The sequence below is a fragment of the Nocardia sp. NPDC050408 genome (assembly GCF_044458905.1).
Taxonomy (GTDB): Bacteria; Actinomycetota; Actinomycetes; order Mycobacteriales; family Mycobacteriaceae; genus Nocardia.
In genome coordinates, this window is the sequence record NZ_JBITIL010000018.1 from 97,252 (window position 1) to 111,606 (window position 14,355).

Annotated in this window: 15 protein-coding genes and 1 pseudogene; 5 read left to right on the forward strand and 11 right to left on the reverse strand. The window is 64.9% G+C overall.

Annotated elements, in window-relative coordinates; all coding sequences use genetic code 11:
- The first annotated feature begins 15 nt into the window (after positions 1–15).
- Together ACIBJI_RS34535 and ACIBJI_RS34540 are read left to right on the forward strand one after the other, a co-directional pair.
- Positions 16–1,608, forward strand: a complete 1,593-nt coding sequence (locus tag ACIBJI_RS34535; protein WP_397087459.1) for a long-chain fatty acid--CoA ligase — start codon at positions 16–18, stop codon at positions 1,606–1,608.
- Positions 1,605–2,060 carry a hypothetical protein gene (locus tag ACIBJI_RS34540; protein WP_327100389.1) on the forward strand — a complete coding sequence of 152 codons (456 nt, stop codon included), beginning with the start codon at positions 1,605–1,607 and terminating at the stop codon, positions 2,058–2,060. The genes ACIBJI_RS34535 and ACIBJI_RS34540 overlap by 4 nt, the downstream gene beginning before the upstream one ends.
- Before the next feature lie 142 nt (positions 2,061–2,202).
- On the opposite strand, the gene ACIBJI_RS34545 is transcribed toward ACIBJI_RS34540, so the two are convergent.
- Both ACIBJI_RS34545 and ACIBJI_RS34550 read right to left on the reverse strand, forming a co-directional pair.
- Positions 2,203–2,844 carry an XRE family transcriptional regulator gene (locus ACIBJI_RS34545; protein WP_327100390.1) on the reverse strand — a complete coding sequence of 214 codons (642 nt, stop codon included), beginning with the start codon at positions 2,842–2,844 and terminating at the stop codon, positions 2,203–2,205.
- Positions 2,845–3,071: 227 nt separating this feature from the next.
- A complete protein-coding gene (locus ACIBJI_RS34550; RefSeq protein WP_329407893.1) occupies positions 3,072–3,737 on the reverse strand; it encodes a helix-turn-helix domain-containing protein in 666 nt (221 codons plus the stop codon).
- 190 nt (positions 3,738–3,927) lie between these two features.
- Between ACIBJI_RS34550 and ACIBJI_RS34555 the strand changes: the two genes are divergently transcribed.
- Positions 3,928–4,716, forward strand: coding sequence for an IclR family transcriptional regulator (locus ACIBJI_RS34555; protein WP_327100392.1), 789 nt, complete (start codon positions 3,928–3,930; stop codon positions 4,714–4,716).
- Positions 4,717–4,763: 47 nt separating this feature from the next.
- On the opposite strand, the pseudogene ACIBJI_RS34560 reads toward ACIBJI_RS34555, so the two are convergent.
- Together ACIBJI_RS34560 and ACIBJI_RS34565 are read right to left on the reverse strand one after the other, a co-directional pair.
- Positions 4,764–5,111: pseudogene (locus ACIBJI_RS34560) on the reverse strand (acyl-CoA dehydrogenase family protein); the annotation flags it as partial.
- Positions 5,112–5,160: 49 nt separating this feature from the next.
- Positions 5,161–5,619, reverse strand: a complete 459-nt coding sequence (locus ACIBJI_RS34565) for a response regulator transcription factor (protein ID WP_397087462.1) — start codon at positions 5,617–5,619, stop codon at positions 5,161–5,163.
- A 172-nt stretch (positions 5,620–5,791) separates the two neighbouring features.
- Here ACIBJI_RS34565 and ACIBJI_RS34570 point away from each other — a divergent pair, with 172 nt between their 5' ends.
- Together ACIBJI_RS34570 and ACIBJI_RS34575 are read left to right on the forward strand one after the other, a co-directional pair.
- Complete coding sequence (locus ACIBJI_RS34570; protein WP_397087578.1) at positions 5,792–6,502, forward strand: AMP-binding protein; 711 nt, start codon at positions 5,792–5,794, stop codon at positions 6,500–6,502.
- Between the two features lie 573 nt (positions 6,503–7,075).
- A complete protein-coding gene (locus tag ACIBJI_RS34575; RefSeq protein WP_397087464.1) occupies positions 7,076–7,528 on the forward strand; it encodes a hypothetical protein in 453 nt (150 codons plus the stop codon).
- A 643-nt stretch (positions 7,529–8,171) separates the two neighbouring features.
- Here the strand turns inward: ACIBJI_RS34575 and ACIBJI_RS34580 are convergent.
- The 7 genes from ACIBJI_RS34580 to ACIBJI_RS34610 all read right to left on the reverse strand — a co-directional run bounded on the left by ACIBJI_RS34580 (position 8,172) and on the right by ACIBJI_RS34610 (position 14,203).
- Positions 8,172–8,927: a TIGR03943 family putative permease subunit gene (locus tag ACIBJI_RS34580; RefSeq protein WP_397087466.1), complete on the reverse strand. Its 756-nt coding sequence runs from the start codon at positions 8,925–8,927 to the stop codon at positions 8,172–8,174.
- Positions 8,924–9,817: a permease gene (locus tag ACIBJI_RS34585; protein WP_397087468.1), complete on the reverse strand. Its 894-nt coding sequence runs from the start codon at positions 9,815–9,817 to the stop codon at positions 8,924–8,926. Before ACIBJI_RS34585 ends, ACIBJI_RS34580 begins: the two co-directional genes overlap by 4 nt.
- Before the next feature lie 281 nt (positions 9,818–10,098).
- Entirely contained in the window at positions 10,099–10,491 is a 393-nt protein-coding gene (locus ACIBJI_RS34590; protein WP_397087470.1) for a Fur family transcriptional regulator, read from the reverse strand.
- Positions 10,492–10,498: 7 nt separating this feature from the next.
- Positions 10,499–11,365, reverse strand: a complete 867-nt coding sequence (locus ACIBJI_RS34595) for a metal ABC transporter permease (RefSeq protein WP_397087472.1) — start codon at positions 11,363–11,365, stop codon at positions 10,499–10,501.
- A gap of 73 nt (positions 11,366–11,438) precedes the next feature.
- Positions 11,439–12,353 (reverse strand): metal ABC transporter permease, encoded by a 915-nt coding sequence (locus tag ACIBJI_RS34600; protein ID WP_397087475.1) that lies wholly within the window; start codon positions 12,351–12,353, stop codon positions 11,439–11,441.
- Positions 12,350–13,273: a metal ABC transporter ATP-binding protein gene (locus tag ACIBJI_RS34605; RefSeq protein WP_397087477.1), complete on the reverse strand. Its 924-nt coding sequence runs from the start codon at positions 13,271–13,273 to the stop codon at positions 12,350–12,352. Before ACIBJI_RS34605 ends, ACIBJI_RS34600 begins: the two co-directional genes overlap by 4 nt.
- Entirely contained in the window at positions 13,274–14,203 is a 930-nt protein-coding gene (locus tag ACIBJI_RS34610; RefSeq protein WP_397087479.1) for a metal ABC transporter solute-binding protein, Zn/Mn family, read from the reverse strand.
- Positions 14,204–14,355: the final 152 nt, after the last annotated feature.

A 14,355-nucleotide genomic window follows, 5' to 3' on the forward strand; every position in this document is an offset into this window, starting at 1 on the left:
GCCAAAGGAGTTTCGATGACCATGACGCATCCGGTGAGTCCCGGTGCCACAGTAGATGTCAATCCAGCATCCGCGATCGCGGTGACCGCCCACCACCACCCGGGCAAACTCGCGATCCGGTATGCGGGAGGCGATCTCACCTTCGCGCAGCTCGACGTTCGAGCCGCACGACTCGCAGCCGCCCTCGCCGACCGCGGTGTGGGCGCCGGAGACCGGATCGCCTATCTCGGCCTCAACAGTCCCGCGTTCCTGATCACCATGCTCGCCGCCTTCCGATTGGGTGCCATCTTCGTGCCCGTCAACTTCCGTCTCGCCGAGCCGGAGTTGGGCGCGGTGCTGCGCGGCAGCGGCGCCATCGCCGCGGTCTGTGAGCCCGGTCATCGTGAGTTGTTGGACGCGGTGCGGCATGAAACCGCTGTGCGTCTCCTTCTGCTCGTCGACGACGACACCGAAGTGCCGGCGGAGGGCTCGCCTCTGGGGTGGGAGCCTTGGAGCCCGCTACTCACCACCATGAGAAAGCCGACGACAGTCCCGCTACGACGGGTTTTCGACCAGCCCGCGATCCTCATGTTCACTTCCGGCACAACCGGATTCCCCAAAGGCGTGATTCTCACCTACGGCAATCTATGGTGGAACGGGATCAACGTCGATTCTCGTCTCGACACCCGTCGCGGAGACGTTACCCACGCCGCCGCCCCGCTGTTCCATATCGGCGGCCTCAACGCACTGGCACTGCGCACGTTGGTCCGCGGGGGCACATTGGTGATCCGCCGCGGCTTCGAACCTGTTGTTTTTCTTCGCGATCTGATCGACTTCGAGGTCAATTCGTTTTTCGCGGTTCCAGCCATGCTCGCCGCGCTGGCACGGGTGCCCGAGTTGGCTCGCACAGCGCTCCCCCATCTGCGCACCATTGTGGTGGCCGGAGCTCCGGTCCCGACGTCTCTCATCGAACACTATGCAGCACAGGGGATCACGTTGCAGCAGGCGTGGGGATTGACCGAAACCGCGCCCTTCGCAACCCATCTCCCCGCCGAGTTCACCGAGGCGAAGATCGGTTCCGCAGGAATCCCCATGCCCCACACCGAGGTCAGGGTTGTCGACCCAACGAATACCCCTGTACCGGCTGGCAGTGCCGGTGAAGTCGTGGTGCGTGGCCCCAACGTCACACCGGGGTACTGGAACAACCCGGCGGCGACCGGTGCGGCCTTCGACTGGGAGGGATGGTTCCACTCCGGGGACATCGGATATCTCGACGAGGACGGCTTCCTCTACATCGTCGACCGGCTCAAGGACATGATTGTCAGCGGCGGCGAGAACATCTATCCCGCCGAAGTCGAACGAGCGCTGGCCGATCTGCCCGGCATTCTCGATGTCGCCGTGATCGGCACACCCGATGATCAGTGGGGTGAGACCGTCACGGCCGTCATCAGCTGCGCGGCGGGGACCGAGCTCACGCTCGAGGATGTCCGGCAGCACACGGCGTCGAAACTCGCACGGTACAAACTTCCTCGGCGGTTGCATGTTGTCGAAACCGTGCCGCGCAACGCCTCCGGAAAGCTCGACAAGGTCAGGATCCGGCATCTGATCGACAAGGAAGTGCGACCATGACCACGCCCCCCGTTCCAATCCTGGAATTGCCGGATCCGTGGACGTTCGCCATCCAAGACCGCTCGCGTACAATTCTTCTCGCCGAAATCTGCCGCACGCCCGACTTCCGCGCGTCTGTCGAGCTGGAACGTTGCGTGGCGGGGCGACTACGCAACGCCTATCCGGTCGGATCTCACGACCTCGAGATCCGGATCAGCGACGGTGACCCGCAAGAGAAGATGGACACGCTCCGAGTGCTCACCTCCGCCGTCCAGGCCGCGGATTCCCAGTGCCGCAAGGTCATTTTCGCGGTGCCAACCGACGATCCGAGCACCCTGGAATACGCGCGGGCAGCAGGATTCCGCTACGTCGTCGACGTCGACCTGCCCGACATCGAACTCCGTGTGCTGGTTGCGGAACCAGATTGGGTCACCGCCGTCGACATGGACCTCGACCACGTGCCGGGCACGTGATTCGCTCCCGCCCGCGAGCCCGGCGTCCAGTGGACGGACACGCCCCAGAGCGATACTGCTGGCTCGCTTTGGTCACGAGCCTGCTGATGATCGTCCTGGCGATGTTCGCATTGCTGCTACCAGGGTCCGCGCACCGGCCTGGTCAGTCCGGCACGGTCATCGGAACCCCCGGCCGGTGCGAGCCCTCGTGCACCGTGGGACCGAACTGACGCACTTGTGGATACGTCGTCACCATGTGAGCGACCACGCGGTCAGTCAGGCAGACATAGCAGTGCGGCACATCACCCGGAAACCGAACGAAATCACCAGCGACCAAGTCGACCGAGTCGCTGATAGGCCCAGTGCGCAATTTGCCGGTGATCACATAGAGGTGATGCAGGGTGCCAGGGGCGTGCGGCTCGATTGTGGTCGATTGCTGCCTGTCCCGCTCCAGCCGCAGCACGAGCGTCCGCACATAGCCCGAACCGTAGGTCTCGTCGAGCATGCGCTCGGACCGGTTCATCGACTCGAACCATTCCGCTTCACTCGCTCGCTGGACATAGACGGGGGTACCCCATTCGGTCAGCAGTCGACGCACCGACACATCCAGCGCGGCGCCCAGTAACGCCAGCGTCTCCACGGTGGGATTGCCGACTCCCTGTTCGATCTTGGACAGGGTCTGTTTCGACAACCCGGAACGACGGGCTAGTTCGCCGATGGACATGGCCCGCTCACGGCGATACCGACGGACGTTCCGAGCCACCAGCTCGTTCTCGTCGATCTTGCCGTCACTTTTGATGTACATGTCGTCATTGTTGACGAACAGACGGTCAACTTCCAGTAGGGGCCGGCTGAGAGTGTGTGCGATAGCAGATAGCCAATCGCCGATCACGAATCGACCGGGTGACCGTGGTACCGGATTCCACAAGCGAGCAGCCGCGTTCGAACCGAAACGGCCCCGCGACCGCACCCTGAGCGCGATCCCGGCAACCGCCGTCACTCTTGATGAACCGGGTTGTCCTTGCCTCTGATTCAGCGACGGTCCCGCGCCGCCGCGATCGCCCGCGCGCTCCGGATCTCCGCCATCGTGAGTGCGGGCTCAACAGCCGGAGCGGCCGGGTACCGCATTCCATCCAACAGCAACGCCAGATAGCGCCGCCAGTTGCCCGGCCGCACAGCCCCGGTGAAGGCCGCGACGGAGTGCACCATCGTGATCGATGCCAGAACATCGGCCGGGGCGAGATCCGCTCGCACTGCACCGTCGGCCCGGGCCCGGTCCACCAAGTTCTCCAGAACCGGTGCGACGGCCGCTTCGAAGCGCGCGAAGGTCCTTGCGCCGTCGGCCGATTCGCTCATGGCAGCGGCCAGTCCCCGGTTTCCTGCCACGAGCTCACAGGTTCGCTCGAGCAGGCCCGCCAACCCCGACCATGGATCCGGATTCCGGTCGGCCGCCGCGGCAGCCTCCTCCAATCGAGTGACGTATCCGCCGGTGATCTCGGCGATCAACTCGGATTTGTTCGCGAACCGCCGGTACACAGTCCCCACTCCGACCTCCGCGGCGGCGGCCACATCGTCGAGCGTGACATCCAATCCACGTTCGGAGAGCAGGCGGTCCCCCGCGGCGAGTATCTTGGCGTGATTTCGTGCCGCGTCGGATCGCATGCGGCGGGCGCTCGGCGAAGATTCCGAAGTGGTCATACATCCGAGCATCTCACGTGCCGCACTGTGCTGAATGTGTGGTCGGACACCTGATCACGTACAGATCGTCACTTTTAATATGCCAGTCGTCATTATTGACGAACGGCCCGCCAGTTTGCATGATTGTCATATATAAGTGCCGAGGCGGTGTATCAGATTGGACACCAGCCGTTAGCCGGAGGAACTCACAATGACCACGTCCTTTGCCGATCCGGTCCGCGACGATCGCGCCGCCGTCGACAAGGCCATCAGCCTGCTGGTCGCCTTCGGAGACCAGGCCAGCACCGGTGTCGGTGTCAGTGAGCTCGCCCGGCGCGCCGATCTTTCCAAATCGACGGCCTTCCGGGTGCTCGGGATGCTCGAGCGAAACGGCGTGGTCGAACGTATCGGCACCGGCTACCGGCTCGGAGCTCGGCTGCATCAGCTGGGCCAGGCGGTGTACTCGCCCGAGCATGAGCGCGTCCGGGACCTGCTGCTGCCGTTCCTGACCGACCTGTACGAGATGACCCGTCACACAGTGCATCTGGCGGCCCTGCACGACACCGACGTCGTGTACCTGGCCAAGCTGTACGGACATCGCACGATCCCGGCTCCCTCGCGAATCGGCGGGCGGCTCCCCGCGCACGCGACCGCTGTCGGGAAGATCTTGCTCGCGTACGATTCCCACACCGCCGCCAGGGTTATCGCAGGAGGGCTCCCAGCCCTCACTTCCCATACCCGTACCGATCCGGATCGCCTCGCGGACGAGCTCGCGACCATCCGCGCCAACGGCATCGCCGACGACGATCAGGAAAGCCGCCTCGGGCTGGTGTGCTTGGCCGCACCGGTTTTCGACTCCCGGGGCCGCGCGATCGCCGCTCTCTCCGTAGCCGGACGACATGGCCGGTTCGACAGCCGCCGACTGGAGCACGCACTGCGCCGCGTCTGCGCATCCGCCTCCCAGACGCTCGCCCGAGCGCAGCTGCCTCGCACGGCATGATCTCGAACCGCGGTCATGCCGATACCGCAGATCAGCTCCCCCGCGGCCATTCCTGGCAGCCATCGCCGTTTCTGGACCTCGGTGCCGAACTCGACCAGGTAGGGCGGACACACATCGGAGTGGATGCTGAAGCATGAGGCGATTCCCAGGCTCAGTGACGAAATCTCCTCCGCGACAATGGTACTGAATCGGAATTCATCAGCTCCGGCACCGCCGTACTGTTCCGGTATCGCCAGGCCGAGCAGCCCCTGTGTCCCGGCTTCCTTCCAGATGTCACGCGGAATCGTCTTGTCCGCCAGCATCTGTTCATGCCGAGGCTGCAGGACCCGGCCGACGAATCCTCGCACCGAATCCCGGAAGTCGTCATGGTCGGTGTCATAGATCGTGCGTCGCATTGTGCTCCCTATTGCTGCCGCGACCGCCCCTCACAGGCCACGGCTATTGTCAGAGTTGAGATTTGGTGTGCCGCGCCATCCACGCGGCGATCTGTGCCCGGGACGTGAACCCCAGTTTCCCGAGGATCCGCTCGATGTGGCCGTCGGCCGTTCGCTTCGAGATGACCAACCGCTGCGCGATCTCACGGTTCGACAGACCGCTCTCGACGAGAGCGGCCACCTCGAGTTCCCGCTTGGTCAACGGCTGCGCCGCCACGCGCGATCCGCCGACGGTGTGTTCCTCCGGTCCCAGTCCTAGCTCGATAACGTCACCGAGATCCCGAATGCGGTCGGCGGACGGACCGCGTTCCGGCGTCGACCATTCCGAACGCGGCGGGGTGTGGCGCTCAAGGGATTCGGACAGCTGCGGGCCGAAGGCGTCCAGGGACGTCCCCAGCGAACGCCACACATGCCCGGCGGCAGCGGCCAATCCGGCCGCCCGCTCGGCCTGGCCACGGTCATAAGCCACCCAGGCCAGCAGATATGGGCCACAATCTGATGCTCGAGCCCGGCTGGGCCGATGTCGCCGATCGAATCCACGAGTGGTTGATCGAGCAACACGCGAAGAACTCCAAGAACGGTGAAATCACGTGCACTCCAAGCCCGCCGAACAACCCCAGCTCGCCCGCCGGTCGCATCGGATGAACCATGCGGAGCGGCATGCCGCGGTCCTCGGTGACCGTGCGGCGATCCGGTTCAATGGGACGACCGCGACCTGGGTGCAGCTACGCGACCGGATCCATCGGCTGGCGCGGGGATTCTCGTCTCGGGGTGTCGGGTTCGGTGACCGCGTTGCCCTCGTCGCGGGGAACCGCCCCGAGTTTGTCGAAATCATCCTCGCCGCAAACCTTCTCGGCGCCATAGCGGTGCCGATCAACTTCCGCCTGACCGGACCCGAGGTGGCCTACATCCTGGCCGACTCCGGCGCGAAGATCGTTGTCGGGGACGAACTGGGAACTCCGATCGTCGCCGCCGCGGTGCAGGAGTTCGACGAAGGCCCCTGGGTGATCACCACCGGAGTCGATGGCACCGAGCGGCCCACGTCCATCGGCGAAAGGCACCAAAAGTGTCCCCTCGCCGAATACCCAGCGCAGCAACGACGATATCACCGCACTCGGAGCCCCCGCACTGGTCCTGGGAGTCGTACTGATCGTCGCGGGAGGCGCCGCGGTACTGCCGGCACGGACTTGGCCACGCGACTACGGCGTGCTGTTGGTCATCCTTGCCTACGGCCGCTACATGAGTCTCGCCGGTTCGTTGCCCATGTGGGGCTTCCGCTTGACCTCGAGGCCACGCACCGCAGTCCTACCCGCCCTGAATGTCGTTGTGGGCGTGTCGATTGCCGTCAATGACGGTTGCGGGCCCGGTCAGCGTCGATGCACAGTACCGATAGCAGTATGGCTCAGAAGTGGTGTCCGACCTACGAAACGTCACTCTGGCAGCCACGCTCCCGGTCGCCCACAACACGAGACCGGCACCACACTGGACAACATTCTGATCAGCGATTCCGCCCATGCCACAACCCGTTTGAAGCAGGCAACAGACCGAAACCGAACCAACCGACAGAACGCGACAACGGTCCCACTCAGCTACTTCCACCGCAGTACCGAAAATCGTTACAAATCAACAGAATACAGACATTGCAACTTCACCGGCGACTCTATGCTATGCTCCAGCGAACCGAAATAGCCTCCACTTGAACACCAATCCGCGTCATCGATGACAGAGATTCGTGATCAAGTCCCCTCTCGCGCACGGATCTGCAACATTTTTGTTGGATATCGGTGCCGTGTGTGCGAGTGCTCTCGCACACACGGAGGTTGACCTGTGATTCTCTGCTCTGACCTGCGCCGATATGTGGCGCATCTGCCGGAAATCGACGCTGCGGCACCCTCGGGGATGTTTGCTGGCGGGTGTGATCGACGGTGATCACGCCCGTCGTCCCGCACAGCGAGGCGTGGTTGTGGCCGTTGATCATCGAAGGGTCGATGGCGCAATCCACCGTCGCACTGTTGGCCCTCGCCCACTCCACTCACGGCGACGAGCATCCGTACGCTACCGGCCACGTTGTGGACGACTCCCCCGCACAGCACACCGACCGAGCAATCACCGAAAACACAGCCCAGGCTCCGCAAGCGGCACCGAACGCGATCCCAGGCGTGCACACGCCATCGCACACTTCCGTCGATGCCCGCCAAGACCTTTCCGATCTGGCTGCGCGGTTGTGCCCGGTGGCGGCGGCTGGGTTTGGGGAGCCCTACAGTTCTGAGGTAATACGATCTTGGCCTTGGACGACTCCCGACCGCTGGGACCTCACCGGCGCCGTGATCTGCCAGATCGGCGTCGCGATCATCATGTACGCACCACGCCCCGCCTGACCTCGATCTGGCCAGCGACTGCAGCACCACACGTGTCATGATCTGCTACAGTCTGCGCGAAAGCCACTGAGCTGCAAATACTCTCCCGAATCGGCAGTCGCCGCCCGGAAGATCCCCAGAGAAGTGATGACAGGCACCACCCGTCACTACAGCTGGTAATTCGCTTCGATAACCAGCCGCCCACCCGAAACCCGCAGGTCGTCCCCCATTCCCATGTTCGACACGCCCCGCCGAAGGCGCAACCCCGCGCCCCTGGCAGTCGCTCCGAGAATGCTCAGGATAACTGCAGGTCGGCGACGAATGCGAGGTTGGGGATGTGGGTCAGCTCCCCCTCCGGACACAACCAATACCCGCTCTACCTGCGGTTATGCAGGAGGGTGGGTGACTTTTTCGAGCCGAATCATCGTAAAACCGCAGGTGGTGGCCTGCGGGGGTTCAATACGGGTTCAGCTGAGAGAACCCTGAGAAGCCAGCATGTCGACCCGGCGATCGTTGACCGTCATATCACGAATGTCTTTCCAGCTCTGCGGATATCGTCGAGGCCCTTCCCTTGCGATGTAACCCCGCTGGTCACACCGATCAGAAGGTGGCGGCATTCAGACCGTTCGCCCGCTCTGCTTCTCGGTCGCGCGGTGGGCTTGCGCTAGCGGCCGCGTTCGTATGGACGGTCGGGAGCCGGGATCCGTTGGTAGTTGATGACGGCGAGGGTCGGGGTTTGGTCGGGGTCGTGCTGGGCGCTGTCGGTATGGACGACACCGCGAACTTCCAGCCAGGCGTCGTCCTCGATCGGTTCCGGCAGACCGGCCAGATGTACGAGTACGTAGCGGGCATCGGCAACGCAGCAGGTGATGACCACGCGTGCCAGGTCGGCCTCGGTTGTATCGGGGTGTTGTTGCTCGAGATCCTTTGGGCGGATGACGAATCCGCTGATCGTCACCTCGCGGCCGTCCAGGGAATGATTGGAATCCAGCAGCGCCCGGTTGACCAGATCCACGACCGGCAAGGTCGGTGCGGGATCGGCGGGCAGCGGTGGGAACGGCCACTTCTTCGGTGCCGCCGCAGGCGAATCGCGCGGCACGACCTGGACCGGAGAGCTGGTCACGGCGGCGCTCGCGCCGAGTGCGGGTGGGGCGATGAGCAGCAGTGCGGCGGCGGGGATAAGCAGCAACCAGTGGGAGCGGCCGCTGCCGTGCTCGTGGTGCTCACTCTCGGTGGCTGTGCCGTGGCGGATGTCGCGTACGACCGCGACCAGTCCGAGCAGGATGAATCCGAGGCCGCTGATCAGCAGGAACGGATACAGGCTCGGTTTCACGTAGCGCAGGTAGGTGCCGTCGAGCGCGATCCACAACACTGCGGCGCCGATCAGCACCAACAGCAGATTCTGGGTCTCTCGTTTCATCGGGCACCTCCCAGGAAGACGAGTCCGGCGATGGTGCCGCATGTCACGGCAACCACAAAGGTCAACGGCGCGAACCGCGTTGCGAACACCCGCCCGAAGGTTCCGGCTTGCATGGCGAACAGTTTCACATCGACTGCTGGGCCGACTACCAGGAACACCAGGCGTGGCAGCAGTGGCAGCGTCGACATGCTCGCCGCGACGAATGCGTCGGCCTCCGAACACAGTGCCAGCACGATCGCCAGGACGGCCAGCACCACAACGGCCATCGCCATCTGGCCCGCCAGATGTTCGTACCAGGACGGCGGAACCAGCACATGCAAGGCGGCCGCGGCCGCGGCGCCGAGTACGAGAAAGGCGCTGGCCTGCAGGAGGTCGTGGCGTGCGGCCTCGGTGAAGGCCTCCCAGCGGGTCCGTCCGACCACGCAGTGGTCGTGCCCGCCGCCGCGCGGGAGCATCCACGCCGGACGCCCGATCCGCGACCAGATCAGGCCCATTACCACCGCGGTGGCGAGTGAACCGGTGAACCGCGCGGCCACCATCCCCGGCTCGCCCGGGAACGCCACCGCCGTCGCGATCAAGACCACGGGGTTGATCGCGGGGGCGGACAGCATGAACGCCAACGCGACCGAACCCGGCGCGCCCTGATCGGTCAGCCGACGCGCCACCGGCACTACGCCACACTCACAGCCCGGCAGTGCCATACCCGCCAGACCGGCCACACCGATCGCCGCGGATTCATTACGTGGTAAAACTTTTCGCAGCACAGCGGGGGAAACGAAGGCTGCGATCGCGCCACTGACCAGTACACCGAGCGCAAGAAACGGCACCGCTTGGACGAAAACACCGGCGAAGATCGTCACCGCGGTCTGCAACCGCGCCGATGCCCCCACCGCACGGCGCCAGCGGACCCTGCACAAGGAGCCCGACGACGACCAGAGCCGCAAGCACATACGTCGAGGACAGCTTCGTCCGTACCGAGTACAGCGTGTTCTGTGCGAGCACTGATCCCCCATCTTGTCCGCGGCAGCCGTCGAATCGGTTCGTCAGCCAACCTCTGATTGATAATGGACCGCCTGTGGTCCCGTGTTATCGGCGATACGGTGTTCGCGGCGGTCGCGCTCACCGCACGCGTCCGCGCCGTACTCACCTGGCACTGCGGGCCATTCTATGATCATGTGGCGCACCGGGGACAGATGCCGTAGAGGTCGAGGCGGTGGCTGACGTCGCGGTAGCGATGTTGCCGGGCGATAGGCTCGGCGTGCTGTTCGACCTCGTCGAGGGTGAATTGTTCGGCGCGGCCGCAGATTCGGCACATCAGGTAGTGGTGGTGGCCGACGCCGTCTCGGATTCGATACAAGAGTTCGCCGTCCTCAGCCTGCTGGGTTTCCACGAGTTGCAGGTCGGCGAGTCGGTGCAGAATGCGGTAGACGCTGGTCAGCCCGATTCCGATGGTAGAAATCAGGCGCAGGTCGGCATGTAGCTGCTGGGCGCTGTGGAACCGGTCGTCGCGGCGCAGCGCGTCGAGCACGACGCGCTGCCGCACGGTCACACGTAGACGCGCCACTGTGCGCTCAGCTGAACGATGGTCCGGTTGCGGCATAGACCTGGGAACGGTGTCGGCGAATCTGGTCGAAGAGTACGGCGCCCGCATAGCCCACTGCGGCCACGGCGATGATCGTGAAACTGGCCGGCGCGGCCGGGATCGCATAGGACAGTGTGATGCCCGCCCAGACCGCCAGGGTGGCCAGTCCCGCAGACAGCCAGAATGCGCACCAAGGTCGCCTGGTGAGCCGCGCGGCTGTGGCGGGCGGGGCGGCGAGTAGCCCGAGAACGACTATGGCACCGACGATTTGGGTGGCCTCGGCGACGGTGGCGCCGACGATCGCGATGAACAGCGCGCCCAGGATTCGGACGGGCACTCCCGCCGCCCTGGCGACAGCTGGATCAACCGTGGCGAACAGCAGCGGGCGCGATATCGCAAGCAGCGCCATACTCACACCGATGGCGATGAGGGCCGCGGTCGTCGCGCCGCTGGCGCTGATGCCGAAGATACTGCCGAATAGGACGGTGACGTTCGCTGTGCCGTTCGCTGTGCTTCGGTGGGTGGTGTAGTAGGTCAGGAACAGCACACCCAGCCCCAGCATCCAGGCGAAGAACGAACCGATCGCGACATCGTCGGCACCGCGGGCGCCGGCCGCTCCGAGCGCGAGTCCGGCGATGACGGTCGCGGCGAAAAGTCCTATCCGCGCATCTATTCCGGCGGCGAGGGCGGCCATGGCTCCGGTGTAGGCGACGTGGCCGAGGGCATCACCGGCGAAGACTTCACCGCGTTGGACGACGAAGTAGCCGACGAGTCCGCACAGGATCGCGACGGCGGTGCCCGCGGTGAGTGCGTGGATGATGAACGGTTGCGACAGCATCGCCGGCAGATCGCTCATGCCCGCACCTCGCTGGCGCCCGGCGCTGGCCTGCGCGATATGGGCAGGCGTATGATTCGCTGGCTGCGCTCGCTCATGCGACGGCCCGTTCGAACGCGCGGTGGGGATGCGGTACCGGCGCATGGCGTCCTCGCCAACGCTGCAGTGCTGCTCGGTACCCCGCGCACAGCAGGTAGCAGGCGAAGGCGAAACTGCTGACCCAGAATCCGATCGGATACGGCGAGAAGAACGCGAAACCCATACCGACCCAGGTGACGACAAGGGCGATCCCTATCGAGACGGCGATGCCGATACCCGGGTGGGAGGTGAGCTGGTGCGCGGCCGCCGCGGGCGCGACGAGTAGTGCGAAGACCAGCAGGCTCCCGGTGACCTGACTGGTACCGGCCGCAGCGACGCCGAGCAGCAGCAGAAACGCCGTGCCCACCAATCGCACCGGAACCCCGTGGGCTGCCGCGGTTTCCGGATCCAGCGAGGCCCACAGCAGTGGCCTGCCCAACAGCAGGAGCAGCCCCAGACAGGGGATTCCAGCAGCGAGTAACACGGTGACCTGGTCGTCGGCGACACCGGCGATGGTGCCGAACAGCAGGTTCGTCAACCCGGAGAGGAACCCTTTATAGAGGCCGACGAACAGCATGCCGGAGGCCAACGCGAAGGCCTGCACGGTACCGATGACCGCGGGCTGCTCACCGACCCCGCGAGATCGGGCCGCCGACGGAAGCGCGGCAATCACCAGTGCCGCACCAGCACAGGCGGCGAAATAGCCGAATCCGGTGGACAATCCGAGCCAGACGGCCGCCGCGGCACCGGGAAATCCGACCACGGCCAGGGTGTGCCCGGCGAAGCTCTCGCGCCGCAGCACCATCACCCAGCCCACCGCCCCGGCCACAACGGCCACGATGGTGCCCGCCCGCATGGCGTTGACCATGAACGGATATGCCATCATCTGCCGCAGATCATGCGCCAGATTCCAGGTCGCGACCGGGTTCATCGCTGCTGCCCCGCACCAGGATCCGCGATAGCGTGCACCGCGGGCACGTCGGGTTGTCCGACGATCACCATGCGGCCGGTGCTGTCGCGCAGCACTTCGATCGGAATGCCGTAGAGGGCGGTCAGCTTGTCGCCGGTGATTACTTCCTCGGGCGTACCGCTGACTGCGGTTCCGCGCGCGACATACACGAGTCGGTCCAGATACGGCAGGATCGGATTCACGTCGTGCGCGACCAGAACGACCGCGACCTGCTGGGCTCGGCAGATATCGCGCACCAGTGCGCTGATCCCGGCTTGGCTCGGCACGTCGAGGCTGTCGAGGGGCTCGTCGAGCAGCAGTAGCCGAGGTCGTCGGATCAAGGCTTGGGCGATCAGCAGCCGTTGCTGCTCGCCACCGGAGCACTGCCCGATCGGACGGTGCGCATACGCGCTCGCCCCGACCAGCTCGATCACCTCGCGCAGTCGACGCTCTCGGGCCCGGAACCGTTGGGGTGTCAGCAGTCTGGACAACCACGGGATCGGTGTCCCCCAGCGTGCACCGTCGAGTCCCAGTCGCACGATGTCGGCGCCGCGGATGCGCACGCTCGCATCGAAGGCCCGCCGCTGCGGCAGATAGCCGATACGGGTATTGCCTCGACCGGCGCGAGCGCCCAGCACCTCGACTGTGCCCGCGACTGTCGGTGTGAGGCCGAGTGCGACCTTGAGCAGTGTGGACTTTCCGGCGCCGTTCGGCCCGAGCACGGCGACGAACTCTCCAGGCCGCACGTCGAAGGAAACATCCGACCAGATTCGTTTCCCACCCACGACCGCGGCCACCCCCCGCAGCCGGATCGCGGCTGCGGGGGGTGCATCGGCAGGGGCCGCTGAGTTCGGTGGGACCGCGACATCATCCATCGCGGCCCCTGTCTGCGTGCTGGTCACCTACTTGCCGGTCGCGGTGTGCAACGCGTCGCGCAGCTGCGTCAACTGGCTCGATTGCCAATCCTGGAACGACGCGTTCTCCGGGGCAAGGGTTTCGGTCACCGTCGCCACCGCGATCCCCTGCTTCTTGGCCGCATCGACCTGACCCTGCACATCCGGGGTGCTGTTCTGGCTGTTGTAGACATACACCTTGATCGCCTTGGTCGCGATCTGCTGATCGATGGCGGCCTTGTCCGCGGGCGTCGGGTCGGTGCCCTCACTGATCGCCTTCAGGAACGCTGGCGGCGTAATCAGGTTGAGGCCCAACGCATCCGACAGCGGGGAGAAGATCGATTCACTCGCACCGACCGCAGTGCCCGCGTACTTTGTCTTGATCTCGGAGATCAGACCGTGATACGTCGACAACCCCTCGTCGAGGAACTTCTGCCTCTGCTGATCGAAGTACGCGGCATCGGCCGGATCGGCCTTCTTGTAGTCCGCGGTGATCGCGTCCACAACCTTGGCCACAGCGTCGGGCGCGTACCACTGGTGGGGGTTGCCGTCGTCGGCGACACCGACCAGCTTGCCGACATCCAATACGGTGCGCTCGGAATTCGGATTCGCGTCCACCAGCTTGTCCATCCAGGCGTCGTAGCCGATCCCGTTGGCCACCACCACCTTTGCCCCGGCAACGGTACGCGCGTCCGCGGGCGTCGCCTCGTAGTCGTGCGGACCGGTGTCGGGGCTGCTGATGATGCTGGTCTGGTGCACCTTGTCACCGCCGAGTTGGGCAGCGATGCTGCCCCACGCGTTGATCGTCGCCACCACCTCCAGCTTGCCGCTGGACTCCGACGAATCCGACGATGAACTGCACGCCGTCCCCATCGCGACAATCGCGGCCGCGCAAGCCGCCGCCCCTATCAAACGTGTACTGAAACCCGGACGAGCCATCGTGCATCCCTCATCAGATCTTGAAACTGAAAACCATTGTCATAAATCTAACAGGGATCCCGGTGATCCACGACCCGAGTGCGTGACGTTGCCGGAGGACATGCCGCAGGTAGTGCTACATCTCAGCAATTCATCAGCACATATCGCATATG

What these genes read in the sequence shown, in the direction of transcription:
- ACIBJI_RS34535 (WP_397087459.1), top strand. Translation starts at nt 16, where the DNA reads ATGACCATGACGCATCCGGTGAGTCCCGGTGCCACAGTAGATGTCAAT.
- ACIBJI_RS34540 (WP_327100389.1), top strand. Translation starts at nt 1,605, where the DNA reads ATGACCACGCCCCCCGTTCCAATCCTGGAATTGCCGGATCCGTGGACG.
- ACIBJI_RS34545 (WP_327100390.1), bottom strand. Translation starts at nt 2,844, where the DNA reads ATGTACATCAAAAGTGACGGCAAGATCGACGAGAACGAGCTGGTGGCT.
- ACIBJI_RS34550 (WP_329407893.1), bottom strand. Translation starts at nt 3,737, where the DNA reads ATGACCACTTCGGAATCTTCGCCGAGCGCCCGCCGCATGCGATCCGAC.
- ACIBJI_RS34555 (WP_327100392.1), top strand. Translation starts at nt 3,928, where the DNA reads ATGACCACGTCCTTTGCCGATCCGGTCCGCGACGATCGCGCCGCCGTC.
- ACIBJI_RS34570 (WP_397087578.1), top strand. Translation starts at nt 5,792, where the DNA reads ATGAACCATGCGGAGCGGCATGCCGCGGTCCTCGGTGACCGTGCGGCG.
- ACIBJI_RS34580 (WP_397087466.1), bottom strand. Translation starts at nt 8,927, where the DNA reads ATGAAACGAGAGACCCAGAATCTGCTGTTGGTGCTGATCGGCGCCGCA.
- ACIBJI_RS34595 (WP_397087472.1), bottom strand. Translation starts at nt 11,365, where the DNA reads ATGAGCGATCTGCCGGCGATGCTGTCGCAACCGTTCATCATCCACGCA.
- ACIBJI_RS34600 (WP_397087475.1), bottom strand. Translation starts at nt 12,353, where the DNA reads ATGAACCCGGTCGCGACCTGGAATCTGGCGCATGATCTGCGGCAGATG.
- ACIBJI_RS34610 (WP_397087479.1), bottom strand. Translation starts at nt 14,203, where the DNA reads ATGGCTCGTCCGGGTTTCAGTACACGTTTGATAGGGGCGGCGGCTTGC.